We start from the raw sequence: 17,708 nt of genomic DNA, 5'->3' as shown, positions 1-17,708 counted from the left end.
CAATGAAAATTGTTTTTTAATATACAACTAGACTAGATTTTATCTAAATTGATAATATTTAAAGCTTGTGCAACTAAATAAAAAGATCCAAATACTAAAATTGTATCTTCTTTTTTCACTTTTAATTTAATTTTTCGCCATGCTTCTTGAAAATTTACTGAAATATTAAATTTTTTAGGTAAAATTTTCATTAATTGTGATATACTAGTTCCCCTACCTGTATATATAGGAACAAAATACCAATAATCTACCAATAATTGCAAATTTAAAATCATACCAGTAATATCTTTATCTTTTAATACACCAACTATTACATATATTTTACCCATCTTAGGAATATTTTTCAATTTTTTTGCTAAAAATAATACAGCATGAGGATTATGTGCCACATCCAATATTACTTTAGGAAAATGAGATATAATTTGAAATCGTCCAGGTAATACAGTATTTTTAATAGAATTAATGATAATGGTCTTATTAATATTAAATGGAGCATAGAACAAAGCTGTTAAAGCTGTTGCAACGTTTTCTAATGATACTTGAGGATAAGGAAGAGAATATAAGTTTCTTTTATAAGAGTAATAATTCCAATTATTTTTATTATTTTTTATAAACCAATCATAATTAATTTTTTTTAAAATAGCTTCCTTTTTTTTTATAACTTGTTGCATCCTATTAGGAATGTATTTTTCCCCAACAATAATAAATTTATTTTTTCTGGCAATATGCGCTTTCTCATAACTAATACTAGATCTGGTAAAACCTAAATAATAAGTATGATCAATACCTATATTAGTAATAATAGACAAATCAGAATTTACAATATTAGTAGCATCTAATCTACCTCCTAAACCTACTTCTAGTATGATAGAATCTAATTCGTATTGTTTAAATAAAAAAAGTGCAGATAATGTAATAAATTCAAAATAAGTTAAAGATAATTCTTTTCTAAAAAAATTGATTATTGAAAAAACATAGGTATATTCAATATCACTTAAATACTTACCATTAACACGAATCCTTTCGCAAAATTTAAATAAATGAGGAGATGTGTAAAGTCCTACCTGATAACCAGAATCTAATAAGATACGCTCTAATAAAAAACAAGTAGTTCCTTTACCATTTGTTCCTCCAACAATAAAAACGAAAGCAGAAAAATTTAACAAATCTAATTCTTTTGCTATAAAAATACAATTTTCTACACTAATATTTCTATTATTAGAATTTAATTTTTCGATATAATCTAACCATATTGATAAAGATGAATTAGCATTTAAAACACCATGTATTCTCATATTTTTTATTATCTATTATTAAAATCTGTAATTTAATATAATTATTATTATCAAACTAACTAATATAGTATATATATATATAAATCTTATTTATTTAATTACTTTATATATAAATACGTACAATATATGTATACCGTACTTATCGGTATCATGATAGTTTTTTATTAATTTTAAAAAATTTTTTCTTTAATACATAAAAAATGTTTAAAACAATACTAATACTTAAAAAAACACCTATAACTATTAAATAAAAAAATTCTGGAATATATAAAAAGTGTTCAATTAAAATCTTAATACCAATAAAAATTAATATAAATCCAACACTATATTTAATAATATTTATTTGTTTTCCAAAATAAGATAATAAAAAATAAATAGAACGTAAATTAAATATAGCTAATAAATTTGAAGTAATAATAATAAAAGGATCAATCGTTATAGATAATATAGCCGATACACTATCTATAGCAAAAATAATATCACTTAACTCGATTAAAATAGTAACCAGAAATAAAGGAGTAAAAAAAAATATCTTATTTTCCCATAAAAAAAAATTATCTTCTTCTAATTTATTAGTAATCCTAAATTTTCTATAAAACCAAGAAATCCATTGGTTATTTGATAATACTGTAACTGTAGAATGTGTATAAAATATGGTTTTAATACCAGTATATAATATAATAACACCAAAAATATATAGTATCCAGTTATATTTATATAAAAACCAATTTCCGATAAAAATAATAATTATACGAAATACTACAGCTCCCAATAAACCATATATTAAAACTTTACGCTGATAAATAACCGGTATTGAAAAATACTGAAATAATAAAAACCATACTATGATATTATCTATAGATAAAAATTGCTCGAGACAATAACTACTAAAAAAAGATAATGTCTTTATATTAGCGACATCATAACCAATATTTTTGTTAATAGAAGACCATAGTATTATGGTAAATAATATTACAACACCTAACCACAGTAAAGAAAAAAAAATAGAACATTTTAAAGGTGTTTTTACTAATATATTTTTTTTTTGTAATCCTATTTCAATTGCTATCATAGCAATAGATAACAAACTAAAAATTGTCCAAAGAAAAGGTGTTCCTATGGTGTACATATTCTATCAATCTCTATAATAAAAAAATTAAAAACTAAAATTATTTTTTAATAATATTCTTATATTAATAAGAAATAAAAATATAATATACTATTTTTTATAAAAAAATATATTTAATAATTTTTTCTATCATAAACCGTAATTATATATGTAAGAATTTCCATAACTTTAAAATATTTATTTTTATATGTACTGCTGTATAATTTTAAGTAAATCGATTAAAAACTCTGGAAATATACCAAATAATACTACCATTAAAGACGATATGAATATTAATACACTATAAAAATTATATTGTGTAACATTCTGAACACTGTATTCAGTATATTTGAGTGGAGTTAAATAAAAATTAATAATTATTTGTAAATAATAATAAAATCCTACAGCACTACCTACAACCATAATTAAACCTAATAATAAGGATTTTTCATTAATAGTTAATAAAATTAAATAAAATTTTCCAATAAAACCAATACTCATTGGAAGTCCTGCCAAAGAAAACATCATTATTGTTAATAAGACAGCAATAATAGGACTTTTCCAAAATAACCCACGATAAAAATTCAGTATATCCGTATCATATAAGTTATACTGTATTGAAATCCTATTTACTAAACCAAGTATAGTAAAATTAGTTAATATATAACTTATGAAAATAATAGCGGTGGCTTCCAAAGAAATATGTTCATTATTAATCAATACCAATGCTATCAGCATGTATCCAAAATGAGATATTGATGAATAAGCCAATAATCTTTTTAATTTTTTTTGAAATAAAGCCATGATATTGCCAAAAAAAATAGAAAAAAATGCTAATAATTCCAGAATTAAATACAGTAATTTTATTTCATTTTTAGGAAAATACATAAAAAGTCTACTTAATATACTAAAAATAGCAATTTTACTGGAGGTAGAAAGAAAAAATAATGATGTATATGAAGTTCCTTCGTATACGTCCGGAGCCCATAAATGGAATGGAATTATTGATAATTTGAAAGATAATGCAACTAAAATTAAAAAAAATCCTAATAAAAATACTATATCATTATCTTGTAATAAATTATGTACATTAATAATACTAACTAAAGAAATAAAACTCAGATTTCCTGATACAGCATATATTAAAGCTATACCAAATAATAAAAAAGATGATGCAATACCAGACAATATCATATATTTTAAAACCGCTTCCAATGTTTTTCTTTGACAATATTCATAACCAATTAAACCCAACATAGGTAACGACATTAATTCAATACTAACAAACAAACTCGACATATGATTAGAAATTACTATACTCATACAACCTAAAGTAGAAAAAAATAAAAAAAGATAAAATTCTTCTTTATTTAACATTTTATTTGATAAATAAGGATAAGCTAAAATAACAGATGCTAAAGTAGAAAAGAGAATAATGCCAATATAAAATATAGAACCTTGATTAATATAAAACAACATACTAATATCAATTGGAACTACATCATACACAAAATATAAAGATAATATTGAAAATAACAAACCAATTATACTAATAGAGTAGATAATAAAATGATTACGCTTTAATGAAATAAAACATAGCAATACCAGCACTGTTAATAGTGCAATAACAAAAGGCATAAATCCAATTAATTGCTGAAAATTGATCATCATTATAAAAAACCATTTAGTTGAATAAAAAATACTAAAATTTATACAGTGATAAGTATGCAGTATCTAAAATAATTTGAGGGAAAAAACCTAATAAAACTGATACCAAAACCAGACAAATTACTATAAAAAACTCTCTACTCGTTATATTTTTACTTTTTATTTTATTCTTTCCTCGACCATAATAGGTACCTTGTATCATTTTTAATGAATAAATAGTAGAAAAAATCAAAATAAAGATAGAGATACCAGAAAAAAATGGAGAAAAAGTAAAAATACCTAACAAAATCATAAATTCACCAACAAAATTCCCCGTACCAGGTATGCCTATATTAGCTATAGAAAAAAATAAAGAAAAAGCTGGAATCCATTTTATTTTTGACCACAATCCACCCATTTCATTAATATCTCTAGTGTTCACACGTTCATATAATTGACCGATAAGAATAAACAATGCAGCAGTAGATATTCCATGAGCTAACATTTGCACTATAACCCCTTCAAAAGCAATTTTATTATTGGCATAAATAGCCATCAAAATAAAACCCATATTGGAAATAGATCCATAAGCCACTAATCTCTTTATATCTTTTTGAGAAAAAGCCATCCATGCACTATAAAATATAGTCACAACACCTAAATACATCACAAATATAGAAAAAATAGATGAAGAATGTGGAAAAAGATAAATAGTAAATCTTAATAAACCATATGCTGCTGTTTTTAATAGAATTCCAGATAAATCAACAGAACCCGCTGTTGGTGCATAAGCATGAAAGTCAGGCAACCAAGTATGAAACGGAACTATAGGCATCTTTACTGCAAATGCCAAAAAAAAACATAACATCAAAAAAAATTCTAATTCCATATCCATCGGAGTATTCAATAATAAATTATAATTAAATGTCCAAATATTAGTAATATAATAATGTGAAATAACTAAAGATATAATACCAATCAACATTATTAAGCCAGATGATTGGGTATAAATGAAGAATTTATTTGCTGCTTTTACACAATCTTGATTATATTCTGCTTTGTATCCCCATAATGAAACTAAAAAATACATAGGTACTAACATCATTTCCCAAAAAAAGAAAAACAAAAACAAATCAATTGCTAAAAAAACACCCAATACTGATCCTAACAACCAAATTAAAAAAAAATAAAATAAACCTTGATTCTTTTTAATTTCAGACCAAGAACATAAAATAGACATAATGCCTAAAAAACCCGTTAAAATAATCATTAAAATAGATAATCCATCTATTCCTAAATGAAAATCTATACCAAATCTTGGAATCCACGATACTAAAAATTCAGATTGCCAAAATTTCAAATATAATGGTTTTTTATTCATTAAAAAAAACTCTTTAAACCAAATTAGTAATGAAAATGATAAAGTTGTTCCTATTGTCATTAACGCTATCCAACGAGGCAATTTAAAACTAACACGCTCTGATTGCCAACATAGTACAGCACCGAAAAAAGGAACAATTATTAATAATGGAAGAAGCATTGTAATTGTTGTCCTATGATTTATTTTAAAAAATTATCTATTAAATCTTATTAATTTAATCTCTAATTTTATTAAATAAATATAAAATAATTTTGGCAAAAAATTAGCATAAAAATTAAAATAACTATTACACTCATAATCATTGATGATATATACCAACGTAAATAACCATTGACAGTCATGAGTAAAATTTTATTAAAATAAATTAAACAATTAACAGGAATATTTACTATATACCTACATGGATCATGTAATAATAAATTAGAAAATATTAAATATGATTTTGTAAATAAAACATGATATAAAAGATCAAATTGAAATCCATTTAAAAAAAACTTATAAAAAAAATGAGATAATCTAGTATTCAATAACAGAATAATTATTCTATTCCTTTTAATCCATAAAGCATATGCAATATAAATACCAGTTATAGTCAACATACTAGCATAAAGTTCTAGTAAAAATTTTCCAGATTCCGATAAATATGTTTTTAAAAATACATGAGATAAAGGCAGAACAAAAAAAGAACTTATAAATGTAGAAAATATTCCTAATATTATTAATGGAATTCTAAAACTTATTGATGTATATCGAGTTGCAATAATATTTATTTTTCCATAAAAAACCAAAAAAATAATCTTACATGTATATATAGCGGTTAAAAAAACACCAATTAATGCTATTGTTAAAAGATAAAAATCTTGACTTCCATATACTGCTAGTAAAATAGAACCTTTACTATAAAATCCTGCACTAATAACAGGAAAAGCTATTAAAGAACTACCACCTAGTAAAAAACATACATGTTCTAAAAATAAAACATTATATAAACCACCAATTTTAAAAATATTTTTTTCATTCTTACACCCTAAAATAACTGATCCAGCAGAAAGAAATAATAATGCTTTAAAGATAGCATGAACTACTAAATGAAAAATAACAGCATACCAAGCCTGTACACCTAATCCTAAAAACATATAACCAATTTGACTCATAGTCGAATATGCTAATATACATTTAATGTTATTTTGTACTAAAGCAGATAAACTAGAAATTAATAAAGTTATTGCTCCTATAACAGATAAAAAATATAATATTTCTGGAGTTAAAATAAAAAAACTATGCATTCTAGATACTAAATAAACTCCTGCTGTCACCATAGTCGCGGCATGGATTAATGCTGAAACCGGAGTAGGTCCAGACATCGCATCAATTAACCAAGTATGTAATGGTACCTGCGCTGATTTACCTAACGCCCCAATCATTAAACATAATACTATCCATTTCAATGACATGTGATGTAGTATAAAAATACTATTTTCTGAAATTAATTCTAAATTATAAAAACTGAAAGAACCAAAATTACGGTAAATTAAAAAAATTGCGAATAATAAAAAAATATCTCCTATACGCGTAATAATAAATGCTTTTATTGCAGAAAAACAATTATTCACTTCTTTATAATAAAATCCAATTAATAAATAAGAACATAATCCAACTAATTCCCAACCAAAAAACATGAGTATTAAATTATCAGATAAAATTAATAACAACATACTAGAAATAAAAAGATTTATATACGCAAAAAAACGAGAAAAACCTTCTGAATTTTTCATATATTCGCTGGAATATATACTAATCAATAATCCTATGCAAGTAATCATCACCAACATCGTTGCAGACAAACCATCTAGCAATAAATTAAAACTTAAAAAAAATTTTTCGATATTAATCCAATTCCATAATTTATAAAAAAAAACTTTTTCTCCAAAGTATAAAAAATTATTAACAACATAAAATGTTATTAATGTAGACATAGCAATAGAAGATATACCTATCCATGCTGTAAATTTTTTAGATAAAAATTGATTTAAAAAAGATAACAAAAAAAAACTAAATAATGGAAAGAAAATAATAAGACAAATAAGACTCATTCTCGCATCCTACTTAAAATATCAATATCTAATATTTTATGACGTTTATAACACTGAATTAAAAGAGCTAATCCTATACTAGCTTCTGACGCAGCAACAGTTATAATTAAAATATACATTATTTGTCCGTCAGTTTGACCCCAATAACTCCCCACAACTATAAAAGCTAATGCTGCAGCATTCATCATGATTTCTAAACCAATTAACATAAATAAAATATTACGACGAATAATAACAGCAATAGCACCTAATGCAAATAAAATACAAGATAAAACTAATCCATGAAACATAGATACCATTTGTTCTTCCTTATCATTTACTATGTTAAATCTATTTTTTCGTTGGTTCTTTTCCAAAATAGAAAACAACTACTAATGCACTTAATAATAATATCGATGATAATTCAACAATAAATATATAAGGACCAAATAAATTTATTCCAATTTCTTTTGTATTAATAAACGTGGTACACATATGATTACTATCAATAAATGAAACTCCATAAATTAAAACAATTAAAAAGGATAAAAACAAAATATTAATTATTATCCAATTAGTAGTTTTTAACCATATTTTCTCTTTTATTTCTATTATTTTACCAAGATTTAATAACATTAAAACAAATACAAACAATACCATTATTGCCCCAGCATAAATAATTATTTCCAATACAGCTGCAAATATACCCCCTAATGTAAAAAAAATACCTGAAATAGACAAAAGAGAAATAATAAAGTAAATTAATGCATACACTGGATTAGAATTTAAAATTACAAATAGAGTAGAAATAATAGATACTATTTCCAAAATATAAAAAACCAATGCCACAATAATCTCCTTACGGTAACAATGTTTTTACATCAATAGGTTGATCTTCACATCTTAAATCACCAGGTCTTTTTTGATCAACAGATACACCAGTAAATTCATAAAAATCATAATCAGGATACTTTCCTGGACCAGAAATTAACAAATCTTCTTTTTCATATACTAAATCTTGTCGTTTAAATTCCCCAAGCTCAAAATCGGAACTCAACTGAATAGCTGCAGTAGGACAAGCTTCTTCGCATAATCCACAAAAAATACATCTAGAAAAATTAATACGAAAAAATTTTGGATACCAACGCTTACTATTCATGCTAGCTTTTTTTAAAGAAATACATCCGACAGGGCAAACAACAGAACATAAATTACAAGCTACACAACGTTCTTCTCCATCTATATTTCGAGTTAAAATAATTCTTCCCCTATATCTAGGAGAAAGTTGTAGTGTATTTTCAGGATACATTATTGTTTCTTTTTTATAAAAAATTCGTATACCTATCATCCAAATACTTCGAATTTGGCTAATAAAACCTAAAAAAATATCTTTTAAAGTCATAAAATTAATAAAACATCCTTAAAAATTAATATAATAGCAAAATAAAAGCAGTGATCAGTAAATTTATTAAAGTTATCGGTAAACAAAATTTCCATCCAAAAAACATAACTTTGTCATATCGAGGTCTGGGTAATGCTGCTCTAATCAACACAAACATAAAAATAAATAAAATAGTTTTAATGAAAAACCAAATATAAGGAGGTAACCAAGGTCCATACCATCCACCAAAAAAAATTGTAGTCATTAAACTAGATATAATAATTATAGATATATATTCACCAATAAAAAATAAACCAAATTTCATGCCAGAATATTCAATATGATAACCATCTGCTAATTCCTGTTCTGATTCTGGTTGATCAAAAGGATGTCTATGACACACTGCTAATCCTGATATAAAAAAAGTTAAAAATCCAAAAAATTGTGGAATAATATTCCATAAATGAGACTGACTATGTACAATATCTATTAAATTAAAAGAACCAGCTTTAGCAACCACACCCATTAAAGATAAACCTAAAAAAACCTCATAACTTAATGTTTGGGCAACTGCTCTTACTGCACCTAATAAAGCATATTTATTATTACTAGACCAACCCGCAAATAAGATTGCATATACCGATAAAGATGCCATCATTAAAAAAAACAAAATTCCAATGTCTAAATTAATAATGAATAAATCAGAAGTAATTGGAATTATAGTCATAACCAATAATAAAGATATAAAAGATATAACCGGTGCCAAAATAAAAATAAAACGATCACTAAAAGATGGAATCCAATCCTCTTTAAAAATCATTTTAATCATATCTGCAAATAACTGTAAGGAACCATTATACCCCACTCGATTAGGACCGTGTCTATTTTGGAATAACGCCAACCATTTTCTTTCAATAAAACTTAAATAAGCACCAAAAAATACCAATAAAAATAAAATAAAAAAAGATTGTAAAACAGATGAAAAAATATCCATATCAGGAATAAAAGAAATACTCATTTACATATCTCCCGTATTTTTTTTATTTTTTTTCCAGAAAGAATAAATGGCATGCCCAATGTACCTAATGGTAAACCAATTTGACCAGATGATAATTTATTTGAAATACGTAGTTTTATATGAAAAATCTCTCCTAAACATAAAAATTCTATATATGAATCTGATTTAATAAAATTCATTTTTGCATCTAATGAACTTATAACTCCACATAAAATAGGTATTTTTTTCTTTATTACCGGTACATCGTGAGTAATTTCCTCCGTGCCAAATAAAAAATAATATGGAACAATACGATAATAATTTTCAAATTTCCGAACATCGGGGAAAAAATTAAAAAAATTAATCTTACCTTTATTGTTATTTTTAAATATACAAATACCAGAATCACCACATAATAAATTACTATTAATTTTTTTTTGAAATTTATTCCATGCTTGAGGAGAATTCCAACCAGGACTCCAGGCAAATGGAATATAAGAGGAAAACTTATAAGCTTGTTGACTTCCCTCCATTGAAAAAGAAAACATTGAATCAATATCTTGAGGTTGCTTTGGTTCATGAACACTGATATCGGATCTTAATGCAGTACGACCACTTGCCCGATGTGGCGAACGAGCTATTTTTTGACCAAAAATACGAAAATCAACATCTGGCAAAAATTTTTTTATATCTTTTAAATCAGAGATATCAGAAATAATATCGTTAATAATATCATCTATATTATTCCAAATAGTAGAATCCATCTTAATACCTGTAGATATAGCATATAACCATCTCCAACTGTCTAACTTCCCTATATTCTCATTATAAAATTTAGGATCATATACTTTAAAAAAACGTTGAACTCTACCTTCATAATTGATAATAGTACCCGAACTTTCAAAAAAATTTGCAGCAGAAAGCAATAATTTCCCATTACTAACTGTATTATTATATTTATAATCTATAATTATAATTTTATCGATAGAATTAAAAATTGAATCTACTTGCACTTGTAATAGTGATCTATATAAGTCATTTTCCATCACAATAATTGCATCATATTTTTTTTTATTAATTTGATTTAATGCTGTATTTAAATCAATACCCTTAATCAAACCAATTCCTATACTATTACTGCCAGAAGTAATTAAACTAAGACCTACATGTTGATTTATTTTTTTTAATGCTAAAGCAATATTAAAAGATGCTTGAATTAAACTTGTACTACGTGAATGCGAACCAGAAATAATTAAAGATTTCTTGCTGGATAATAATGCCTGAACAATTATCGATTTCTGATATAAAAATTTTTCGTTAAAATTAATTGGTATAGGACTATCCTTATTAATATCATAAGCTATTGCACAAGCCAGAGATACCTGATCATCTACTGATGCAGTATAACTCCATGTAGAAATATTATCTAACGCTGTTTCATCTATATTTGTAATAAATAAATCATATCTCATATTTTGAGATGCATTCAATAATCCTTGACTATGCCATTTTGGAATATTTTTTAATTTAGACATTTCAAATGATTTTGATTTTACAGCTTGTCTCACAGATAAGGCCATCCTGGGAGCAACTTGGGTCAAATCTTCTCCTAATATTAATATTACATCATAAGTTTCTATTTCACATAATGTTGGTGTATAAATTCCACCATTTTTTAATATATTAATAATTAATTCAATACAATCTTGTTCATCAGATAAAAATCCTGTAGAAAAATTTTCATCTCCTACTATTTTTTTTAATGCAAAGTTACTTTCTATGCTAGCTCTATTAGAACCAATACCTAATATTTTATTGGCATCTTTTAATAATTCAATTGCCTTTAAAATTGCTTGAGAATCATTTAGAACTGATACCTTATCGTGTAATCGGGAAAAAGATTCCACTGGACGATTAGGAAGATTAGAATAACCATAACCAAAACGGCCTAAATCACAAATTAAATAATGATTGATTTCACCGTGATATCGATTTTCAATCCTGCATATTTCACCATAACGTTCTCCAACACTGATATTACAACCTATACTACAATAATTACAAATACTTGGAGCATATTGCATATCCCATTTTCTATGATAATGTTCAGAATAAGTTTTATCTGTAAATACACCAGTAGGACATATCTCTACTAAATTACCAGAATGTTCATTCTCTAATATACCATCTTGTAACCTACCAAAATAAATATTATTATTTGCTCCATATACCCCCAAGTCTGTTCCATCCGCATAGTCTTTATAGTATCGAATACAACGATAACAACCTATACAACGATTCATTTCATGAGATATAAAAGGTCCTAAATATTGATTTTTATGTGTTCTTTTAGTAAAATTATAACGACGCAAACTATGACCAGTTATAACTGTCATATCTTGTAAATGGCAATTTCCCCCTTCTTCGCATACCGGACAATCATGAGGATGATTCGTCATCAATAATTCAATAATACTTTTACGAAAGGATACTGATTCAGCATCATTAATAGAAATAATTGTTCCATCTAATGCAGGGGTCATACAAGATATAATTATCTTACCTTCATCAGAATCTGATTTATCATACTTTTTTACTGCACATTGACGACATGCTCCCACACTACCTAAAATAGGGTGCCAACAAAAATAAGGAATATCAATCCCTGCTGACAAACATGCATGCAATAAATTATTGGATTCATCCACATTATATTGTTCACCATCAACATAAATTTTAGCCATTAAAAAATCCAATTAAAATTAAAGTTATGAAAAAATAAATTATAATTTATTTTATTAATACATCAAAAAACTACTGTATATACCTGTTATATATTGACTATTTTCTTTTTATTTTTTTGCTTAATCCGTTTTCAAAATCCGATCTAAAATACTTTATAGCACTCTGTAACGGAGAAACAGCTCCTGGAGCATGAGCACAAAATGTTTTTCCTGTCCCCAAATTGTTACATAATTCCTGTAATACCTCAATATCACCTAAAACACCTGTTCCTTGTTCTAGTGATCTTAATATTTTTACAATCCATGGTAAACCATCTCGGCATGGTGTACAAAATCCACATGATTCTCGTGAAAAAAACTTTTCTAAATTTAAAATTACTGATACCATATTTACAGTGCTGTCAATAGCCATTGCTAATCCCGTTCCCAAACGACTTCCTATATGATGCATACTAGAAAAATCCATTTTAGTATCTAAATGGATCTGAGTTAAAAAACTTGTACCCGCACCACCTGGCTGCCATGCCTTTAACTTTAAACCACTTTTCATTCCACCAGCATAATCAAAAAAAAGTTCTCGAGCAGTAATACCAAACGGCAGTTCCCATAAACCAGGGCGTTTTACCTTACCAGAAAATCCCATCAGTTTTGTACCAGTATCATTACTATCTGATATACTTTTATACCATTCTACTCCGTGCAAAATAATAGATGGAATATTAGATAACGTTTCTACATTGTTAATACAAGTTGGTTTTCCCCATAAACCCACTGTTGCTGGAAATGGTGGTTTAGCTCTTGGATTTGGCCTTTTACCTTCTAAAGAATTTATTAATGCCGTTTCTTCTCCACAGATATAACGACCTGCTCCGCTATGTATAATAATTTCTAAATCCATCCCACTTTTTAAAATATTTTTTCCTAAAAAACCTGCTCTATTAGCTTCATCTATAGCTTTATATAAAATATTTTCTGCTTGAATGTACTCTCCACGTAAAAAAATATAAGCACGTTTTACATGTAATGCATAGGCGCCAAGTAATATTCCTTCTATTAATTGATGAGGTATGTACGTCATTAAAAATTTATCTTTGTAAGTACCTGGTTCCATCTCATCAGCATTACATATTAAATAACGATCTTCAACACCTAGATTATCAGACATCAAACTCCATTTAACACCAGTTAAAAAACCCGCTCCTCCTCGTCCTTTCAATTCAGATTTTTTAACCAAATTTATAATGTCCTTTGGATTCAACTCATTGAGAGCTTTCTCTACAGATTTATATCCATTTTTATTACGATATTCCGCAAACCAAATAGTTTCTATTCTATTATTTAACCACCATGTTAAGGGATGAGTTTCAGCAGTACGTAGTATATTTTTCATATATAAGAATCTAATAAAGTTAAAATATTAGTACTTGTACAATCAAGATGTACATCTTCATTAATCATAATAACAGGACCTTTATCACAATCTCCTAAACAACAAGTTGGCAGCAAAGTAAACAGACCATCTTTAGTGGTTTCTCCCGGTTTAATTCCTAAATAATTTTCTAATGAATTTTTTATATTTTTATATCCATTAATAAAACAGACTACGCTGTCACAATATCGGATAATGTTACAACCAACTGGTTGACGAAATATCTGATTATAAAAGGTTGCCACTTCCTCAATATCTACAGCTGGAATACCTAATATTTTAGATATAGCTAAAATAGCTTCATCGGATACCCATCCTCTTTCTTTTTGAATAATTTTTAATGCCTCTATGGATACAGCACGAGAATATTCATAATTTTTTATTTTATTTTCTATTTCATTTTTTTCTAAATCAGTTAATTTAAATACGACATTAACTAAACGTGTTTTTATTATTTTATTTGACACAATTTAACGATCCACGTCTGACATGACAAAATCAATGCTTCCCAAGTAAACTATCAAATCTGATATTAAACTACCGCGAATCACTGATGGGATTTGTTGTAAGTGAGAGAAACTAGGTGTACGAATTCTTGTGCGATAACTCGTAGTACCACCGTCACTAATTAGATAGTAACTATTGATTCCTTTAGTAGCTTCTATCATTTGAAAACTTTCATTAGGCGGTATTACAGGCCCCCAGGACATTTGTAAAAAGTGAGTTATCATGGATTCAATATGGCGTAATACTCGCTCTTTAGGTGGAGGGGTAGTTAATGGATGATCAGATTTAAAAGGTCCAGAAGGCATGTTTTTCAAACATTGTTCTAAAATAGATAAACTTTGTTTAATTTCTTCTACTTTTAACATCACACGAGAATAACAATCACTTATTCCATCTCCAATAGGAACATAAAACTGAAAATTTTCATAACCCGAATAGGGTCTATTTTTTCTTATATCAAAATTTATACCAGTTGCTCTTAATCCAGCACCTGTAATACCCCAAGCTAAAGCTTCTTTTTTTCCATAAGCAGCAATTCCTTTAGATCTACTAATTAAAATTTTATTTTTTAATGCTGAGCATATATAAATATTAAGACGTTTTGGCATCCAATTTAAAAAATCTCTTAATAATTTGTCCCACCCTACAGGTAAATCACTTGCTACTCCACCAATTCTAAACCATGCAGGATGCATTCTTGCACCAGTGATAGACTCGATCAAATCATAAATCTTTTGACGATCAGTAAAAGCAAGAAAAACAGGAGTCATAGAACCAACATCCTGAATAAACGTAGAAATATATAATAAATGACTGTTAATACGAAATAATTCAGATAACATTACACGAATTACTTCCACTCTATTTGAAACTTTAATGCCCGCTAACTTTTCTACAGCTAAAACATATGGCATTTCATTAACACAACCACCAAGGTACTCAATACGATCTGTATATGGAATATAACTATGCCATGACTGACGCTCTGCTATTTTTTCTGCACCTCGATGGTGATAGCCTATATCTGGCATGCAATCTATAATTTCTTCACCATCTAATTGCAAAATAATTCTAAATGCACCATGAGCAGAGGGATGATTCGGACCTAAATTTAAAAACATATAATCAATATTCTTATCTTGTCCTTTCATTCCCCATTCTTCTGGATTAAAATTTAAATCCTCCATTGCTAAGTCTTCTTTTTGGCGTGTTAAAAAAAATGGATCAAATTCTGTCGCCCTTGCTGAATAATCTTTTCTTAATGGATAACCTTTCCAAGATCTAGGCATAATGATACGCGTTAAATTAGGATGATTCTTAAATATAATACCAAACATTTCCCATGTTTCTCTCTCGTACCAATTTGCGTTGAGAAATAAGGTAGTAATGGTTGATACATTTAAATCATGAATTAATAATGGAACTTTTAAAATAATATCATTATTCCTTTCTATAGAAATCAAATGGTAAAAAACTGAAAAGTCAGCATTAGGTAAATTTTTTTTATTTAACCGAAGACGTTCATCTACGCCATGTAAATCAAAAAGAAAATTATACGCTTTAGATACCTGTTGCAAAAATTTTACTATTTCTATTATTGAATTTCGATCAACCCATATAACAGGAAAATCTATTTTAGTAGCTTGAACCACAAAGGAATGTTCACCAAAATTATTTTTTAACTCTTGAATTATAGAATTATTAAAATAATTTTCAGTTTTACATTTTTTATATATAATTTCACTCATACTTGCTTCTATATAATGAATATATTACTTCACTATTCAATATTATCTTTCTTATTCAATGATATTTTGAAAAAATAAAGACTGTAATAATATATGAATATTGAGAGATTATTCGGATAAAAGATTGGTTGACAATCAACTTTACTATAAGAATTAATTTTTTTCAGACACAAAAATATTTTTTACAGAAATTCTTTTTTTTCTTTTCTTTTCTTTTTCTGATTTCATATTAGCTCGATATATACCTTGATCTCCTACGATCCATGATAATGGACGATATTCTTTACTTATTGATTCCTGTAATAACATTAATCCTTGTATGTATGCTTCAGGTCGAGGTGGACATCCGGGAATGTAAACATCTACAGGTAAAAACTTATCTACACCTTGCACAACAGAATAAACATCATACATACCCCCTGAATTAGCACAGGATCCCATAGAAATTACCCATTTAGGTTCTAACATTTGATCATATAATCTCTGAATAACTGGTGCCATTTTAATAAAAGGAGTTCCTGCAATGACCATAAAATCAGCTTGTCTTGGAGATGCTCTCAATACTTCAGAACCAAAACGAGCTACATCATGAACAGATGTAAAAGCACTTACCATTTCTACATAACAACAAGATAAACCAAAATTATAAGGCCATAATGAATTTTTTCTACCCCAATTAACTATATTATGTAGAACTTTATTTAAAGTTCCCATATATATATTCTTACTGATCTGTGCTTCAAAAGGATCAGATACTGTTTCTTGATCCTGTTCAGGATATTTTTTGTTTTTACGATTAGTGTTTATCCGAGTTAAAGTATAATCCATTTTAATCCTATATTTTAATTTTTATTTAGTTATTTATCATACATCATTTTCTGAATTATGATTCACAGACCAATGAAATAAATTTCCTTTTACTAAATAAAATAATCCTAGTAATAGAGAAAATATAAAAATCATAACTTCTAAAAATCCAATCCATCCTATTTTATATATGTTGATAGTCCAGACATATAAGTACAACGCTTCTACATCGAAAATAACAAAAAGCATTGCTATGAGATAAAATTTAACAGTAAAAGGAAGACGACAGTCTCCTAAAGAATTAATACCAGATTCAAAAGGAACATGCTTATTCCTAGAAAATGATTTACCTCCACATAACCAGCTTAAGGATAGCATAAAAAAACAAATACTAAATCCGCCGATAATAAAGGAATAAAAAGCCCAATATTGAGCAATAAAATTTGTATTTTCTAACATTATTTTATCTCAAAGAAAATTTTTAAAATTAAATAATTTTTAATTAAAATAAATTGTATGTAATACAATATACATCTATTACCTCTATGTTAATATAAAAATTATCAAAATATACATATGATACTAAATGAAT

The 17,708-nt window shown here is 26.7% G+C and carries 15 protein-coding genes; all 15 read right to left on the bottom strand.

Going from position 1 to position 17,708, the window contains the following annotated elements; genetic code table 11:
• Positions 1–32 precede the first annotated feature (32 nt).
• A complete protein-coding gene (gene folC, locus AB4W65_RS00790; RefSeq protein ID WP_367673726.1) occupies positions 33–1,295 on the bottom strand; it encodes a bifunctional tetrahydrofolate synthase/dihydrofolate synthase in 1,263 nt (420 codons plus the stop codon).
• A gap of 148 nt (positions 1,296–1,443) precedes the next feature.
• Complete coding sequence (locus AB4W65_RS00785; protein ID WP_367673725.1) at positions 1,444–2,424, bottom strand: TerC/Alx family metal homeostasis membrane protein; 981 nt, start codon at positions 2,422–2,424, stop codon at positions 1,444–1,446.
• 183 nt (positions 2,425–2,607) lie between these two features.
• A complete protein-coding gene (locus tag AB4W65_RS00780; protein ID WP_367673724.1) occupies positions 2,608–4,074 on the bottom strand; it encodes an NADH-quinone oxidoreductase subunit N in 1,467 nt (488 codons plus the stop codon).
• A gap of 31 nt (positions 4,075–4,105) precedes the next feature.
• The gene (gene nuoM / locus AB4W65_RS00775) at positions 4,106–5,590 is read right to left on the bottom strand and encodes an NADH-quinone oxidoreductase subunit M (protein ID WP_367673723.1); all 1,485 of its coding nucleotides are present in this window, start codon (positions 5,588–5,590) and stop codon (positions 4,106–4,108) included.
• Positions 5,591–5,661: 71 nt separating this feature from the next.
• Entirely contained in the window at positions 5,662–7,524 is a 1,863-nt protein-coding gene (gene nuoL / locus AB4W65_RS00770; RefSeq protein ID WP_367673722.1) for an NADH-quinone oxidoreductase subunit L, read from the bottom strand.
• The gene (gene nuoK / locus AB4W65_RS00765) at positions 7,521–7,823 is read right to left on the bottom strand and encodes an NADH-quinone oxidoreductase subunit NuoK (protein ID WP_367673814.1); all 303 of its coding nucleotides are present in this window, start codon (positions 7,821–7,823) and stop codon (positions 7,521–7,523) included. The genes nuoL and nuoK overlap by 4 nt, the downstream gene beginning before the upstream one ends.
• 31 nt (positions 7,824–7,854) lie before the next feature.
• Positions 7,855–8,352 carry an NADH-quinone oxidoreductase subunit J gene (nuoJ, locus tag AB4W65_RS00760; RefSeq protein ID WP_367673721.1) on the bottom strand — a complete coding sequence of 166 codons (498 nt, stop codon included), beginning with the start codon at positions 8,350–8,352 and terminating at the stop codon, positions 7,855–7,857.
• Between the two features lie 10 nt (positions 8,353–8,362).
• Positions 8,363–8,905 (bottom strand): NADH-quinone oxidoreductase subunit NuoI, encoded by a 543-nt coding sequence (nuoI, locus tag AB4W65_RS00755; RefSeq protein WP_367673720.1) that lies wholly within the window; start codon positions 8,903–8,905, stop codon positions 8,363–8,365.
• 25 nt (positions 8,906–8,930) lie between these two features.
• Entirely contained in the window at positions 8,931–9,896 is a 966-nt protein-coding gene (nuoH, locus tag AB4W65_RS00750) for an NADH-quinone oxidoreductase subunit NuoH (protein ID WP_367673813.1), read from the bottom strand.
• A 2-nt stretch (positions 9,897–9,898) separates the two neighbouring features.
• Positions 9,899–12,625, bottom strand: a complete 2,727-nt coding sequence (gene nuoG, locus AB4W65_RS00745; protein ID WP_367673719.1) for an NADH-quinone oxidoreductase subunit NuoG — start codon at positions 12,623–12,625, stop codon at positions 9,899–9,901.
• Between the two features lie 97 nt (positions 12,626–12,722).
• Positions 12,723–14,015 carry an NADH-quinone oxidoreductase subunit NuoF gene (nuoF, locus tag AB4W65_RS00740; protein WP_367673718.1) on the bottom strand — a complete coding sequence of 431 codons (1,293 nt, stop codon included), beginning with the start codon at positions 14,013–14,015 and terminating at the stop codon, positions 12,723–12,725.
• Positions 14,012–14,509, bottom strand: coding sequence for an NADH-quinone oxidoreductase subunit NuoE (gene nuoE / locus AB4W65_RS00735; RefSeq protein WP_367673812.1), 498 nt, complete (start codon positions 14,507–14,509; stop codon positions 14,012–14,014). Before nuoE ends, nuoF begins: the two co-directional genes overlap by 4 nt.
• 15 nt (positions 14,510–14,524) lie before the next feature.
• Positions 14,525–16,309, bottom strand: coding sequence for an NADH-quinone oxidoreductase subunit C/D (nuoC, locus tag AB4W65_RS00730; RefSeq protein ID WP_367673717.1), 1,785 nt, complete (start codon positions 16,307–16,309; stop codon positions 14,525–14,527).
• Between the two features lie 153 nt (positions 16,310–16,462).
• Positions 16,463–17,137: an NADH-quinone oxidoreductase subunit B family protein gene (locus AB4W65_RS00725; RefSeq protein WP_367673716.1), complete on the bottom strand. Its 675-nt coding sequence runs from the start codon at positions 17,135–17,137 to the stop codon at positions 16,463–16,465.
• 36 nt (positions 17,138–17,173) lie between these two features.
• The gene (gene ndhC / locus AB4W65_RS00720; RefSeq protein WP_367673715.1) at positions 17,174–17,575 is read right to left on the bottom strand and encodes an NADH-quinone oxidoreductase subunit A; all 402 of its coding nucleotides are present in this window, start codon (positions 17,573–17,575) and stop codon (positions 17,174–17,176) included.
• Positions 17,576–17,708: the final 133 nt, after the last annotated feature.

Origin of the sequence: Buchnera aphidicola (Pemphigus populi) (genome assembly GCF_964058935.1) — a bacterium.
In the GTDB taxonomy this organism is placed as follows: Bacteria; Pseudomonadota; Gammaproteobacteria; order Enterobacterales; family Enterobacteriaceae; genus Buchnera_C; species Buchnera_C aphidicola_D.
This window is presented reverse-complemented; position numbering and strand designations above follow the sequence as displayed.

Bases quoted from the DNA above. Each gene is read 5' to 3' on its own strand.
- AB4W65_RS00780 (WP_367673724.1), bottom strand. From the start codon at position 4,074: ATGATGATCAATTTTCAGCAATTAATTGGATTTATGCCTTTTGTTATT.
- nuoL (WP_367673722.1), bottom strand. From the start codon at position 7,524: ATGAGTCTTATTTGTCTTATTATTTTCTTTCCATTATTTAGTTTTTTT.
- nuoM (WP_367673723.1), bottom strand. From the start codon at position 5,590: ATGCTTCTTCCATTATTAATAATTGTTCCTTTTTTCGGTGCTGTACTA.
- AB4W65_RS00725 (WP_367673716.1), bottom strand. From the start codon at position 17,137: ATGGATTATACTTTAACTCGGATAAACACTAATCGTAAAAACAAAAAA.
- nuoG (WP_367673719.1), bottom strand. From the start codon at position 12,625: ATGGCTAAAATTTATGTTGATGGTGAACAATATAATGTGGATGAATCC.
- nuoF (WP_367673718.1), bottom strand. From the start codon at position 14,015: ATGAAAAATATACTACGTACTGCTGAAACTCATCCCTTAACATGGTGG.
- AB4W65_RS00785 (WP_367673725.1), bottom strand. From the start codon at position 2,424: ATGTACACCATAGGAACACCTTTTCTTTGGACAATTTTTAGTTTGTTA.
- nuoI (WP_367673720.1), bottom strand. From the start codon at position 8,905: ATGACTTTAAAAGATATTTTTTTAGGTTTTATTAGCCAAATTCGAAGT.
- nuoK (WP_367673814.1), bottom strand. From the start codon at position 7,823: ATGGTATCTATGTTTCATGGATTAGTTTTATCTTGTATTTTATTTGCA.
- nuoC (WP_367673717.1), bottom strand. From the start codon at position 16,309: ATGAGTGAAATTATATATAAAAAATGTAAAACTGAAAATTATTTTAAT.
- ndhC (WP_367673715.1), bottom strand. From the start codon at position 17,575: ATGTTAGAAAATACAAATTTTATTGCTCAATATTGGGCTTTTTATTCC.
- folC (WP_367673726.1), bottom strand. From the start codon at position 1,295: ATGAGAATACATGGTGTTTTAAATGCTAATTCATCTTTATCAATATGG.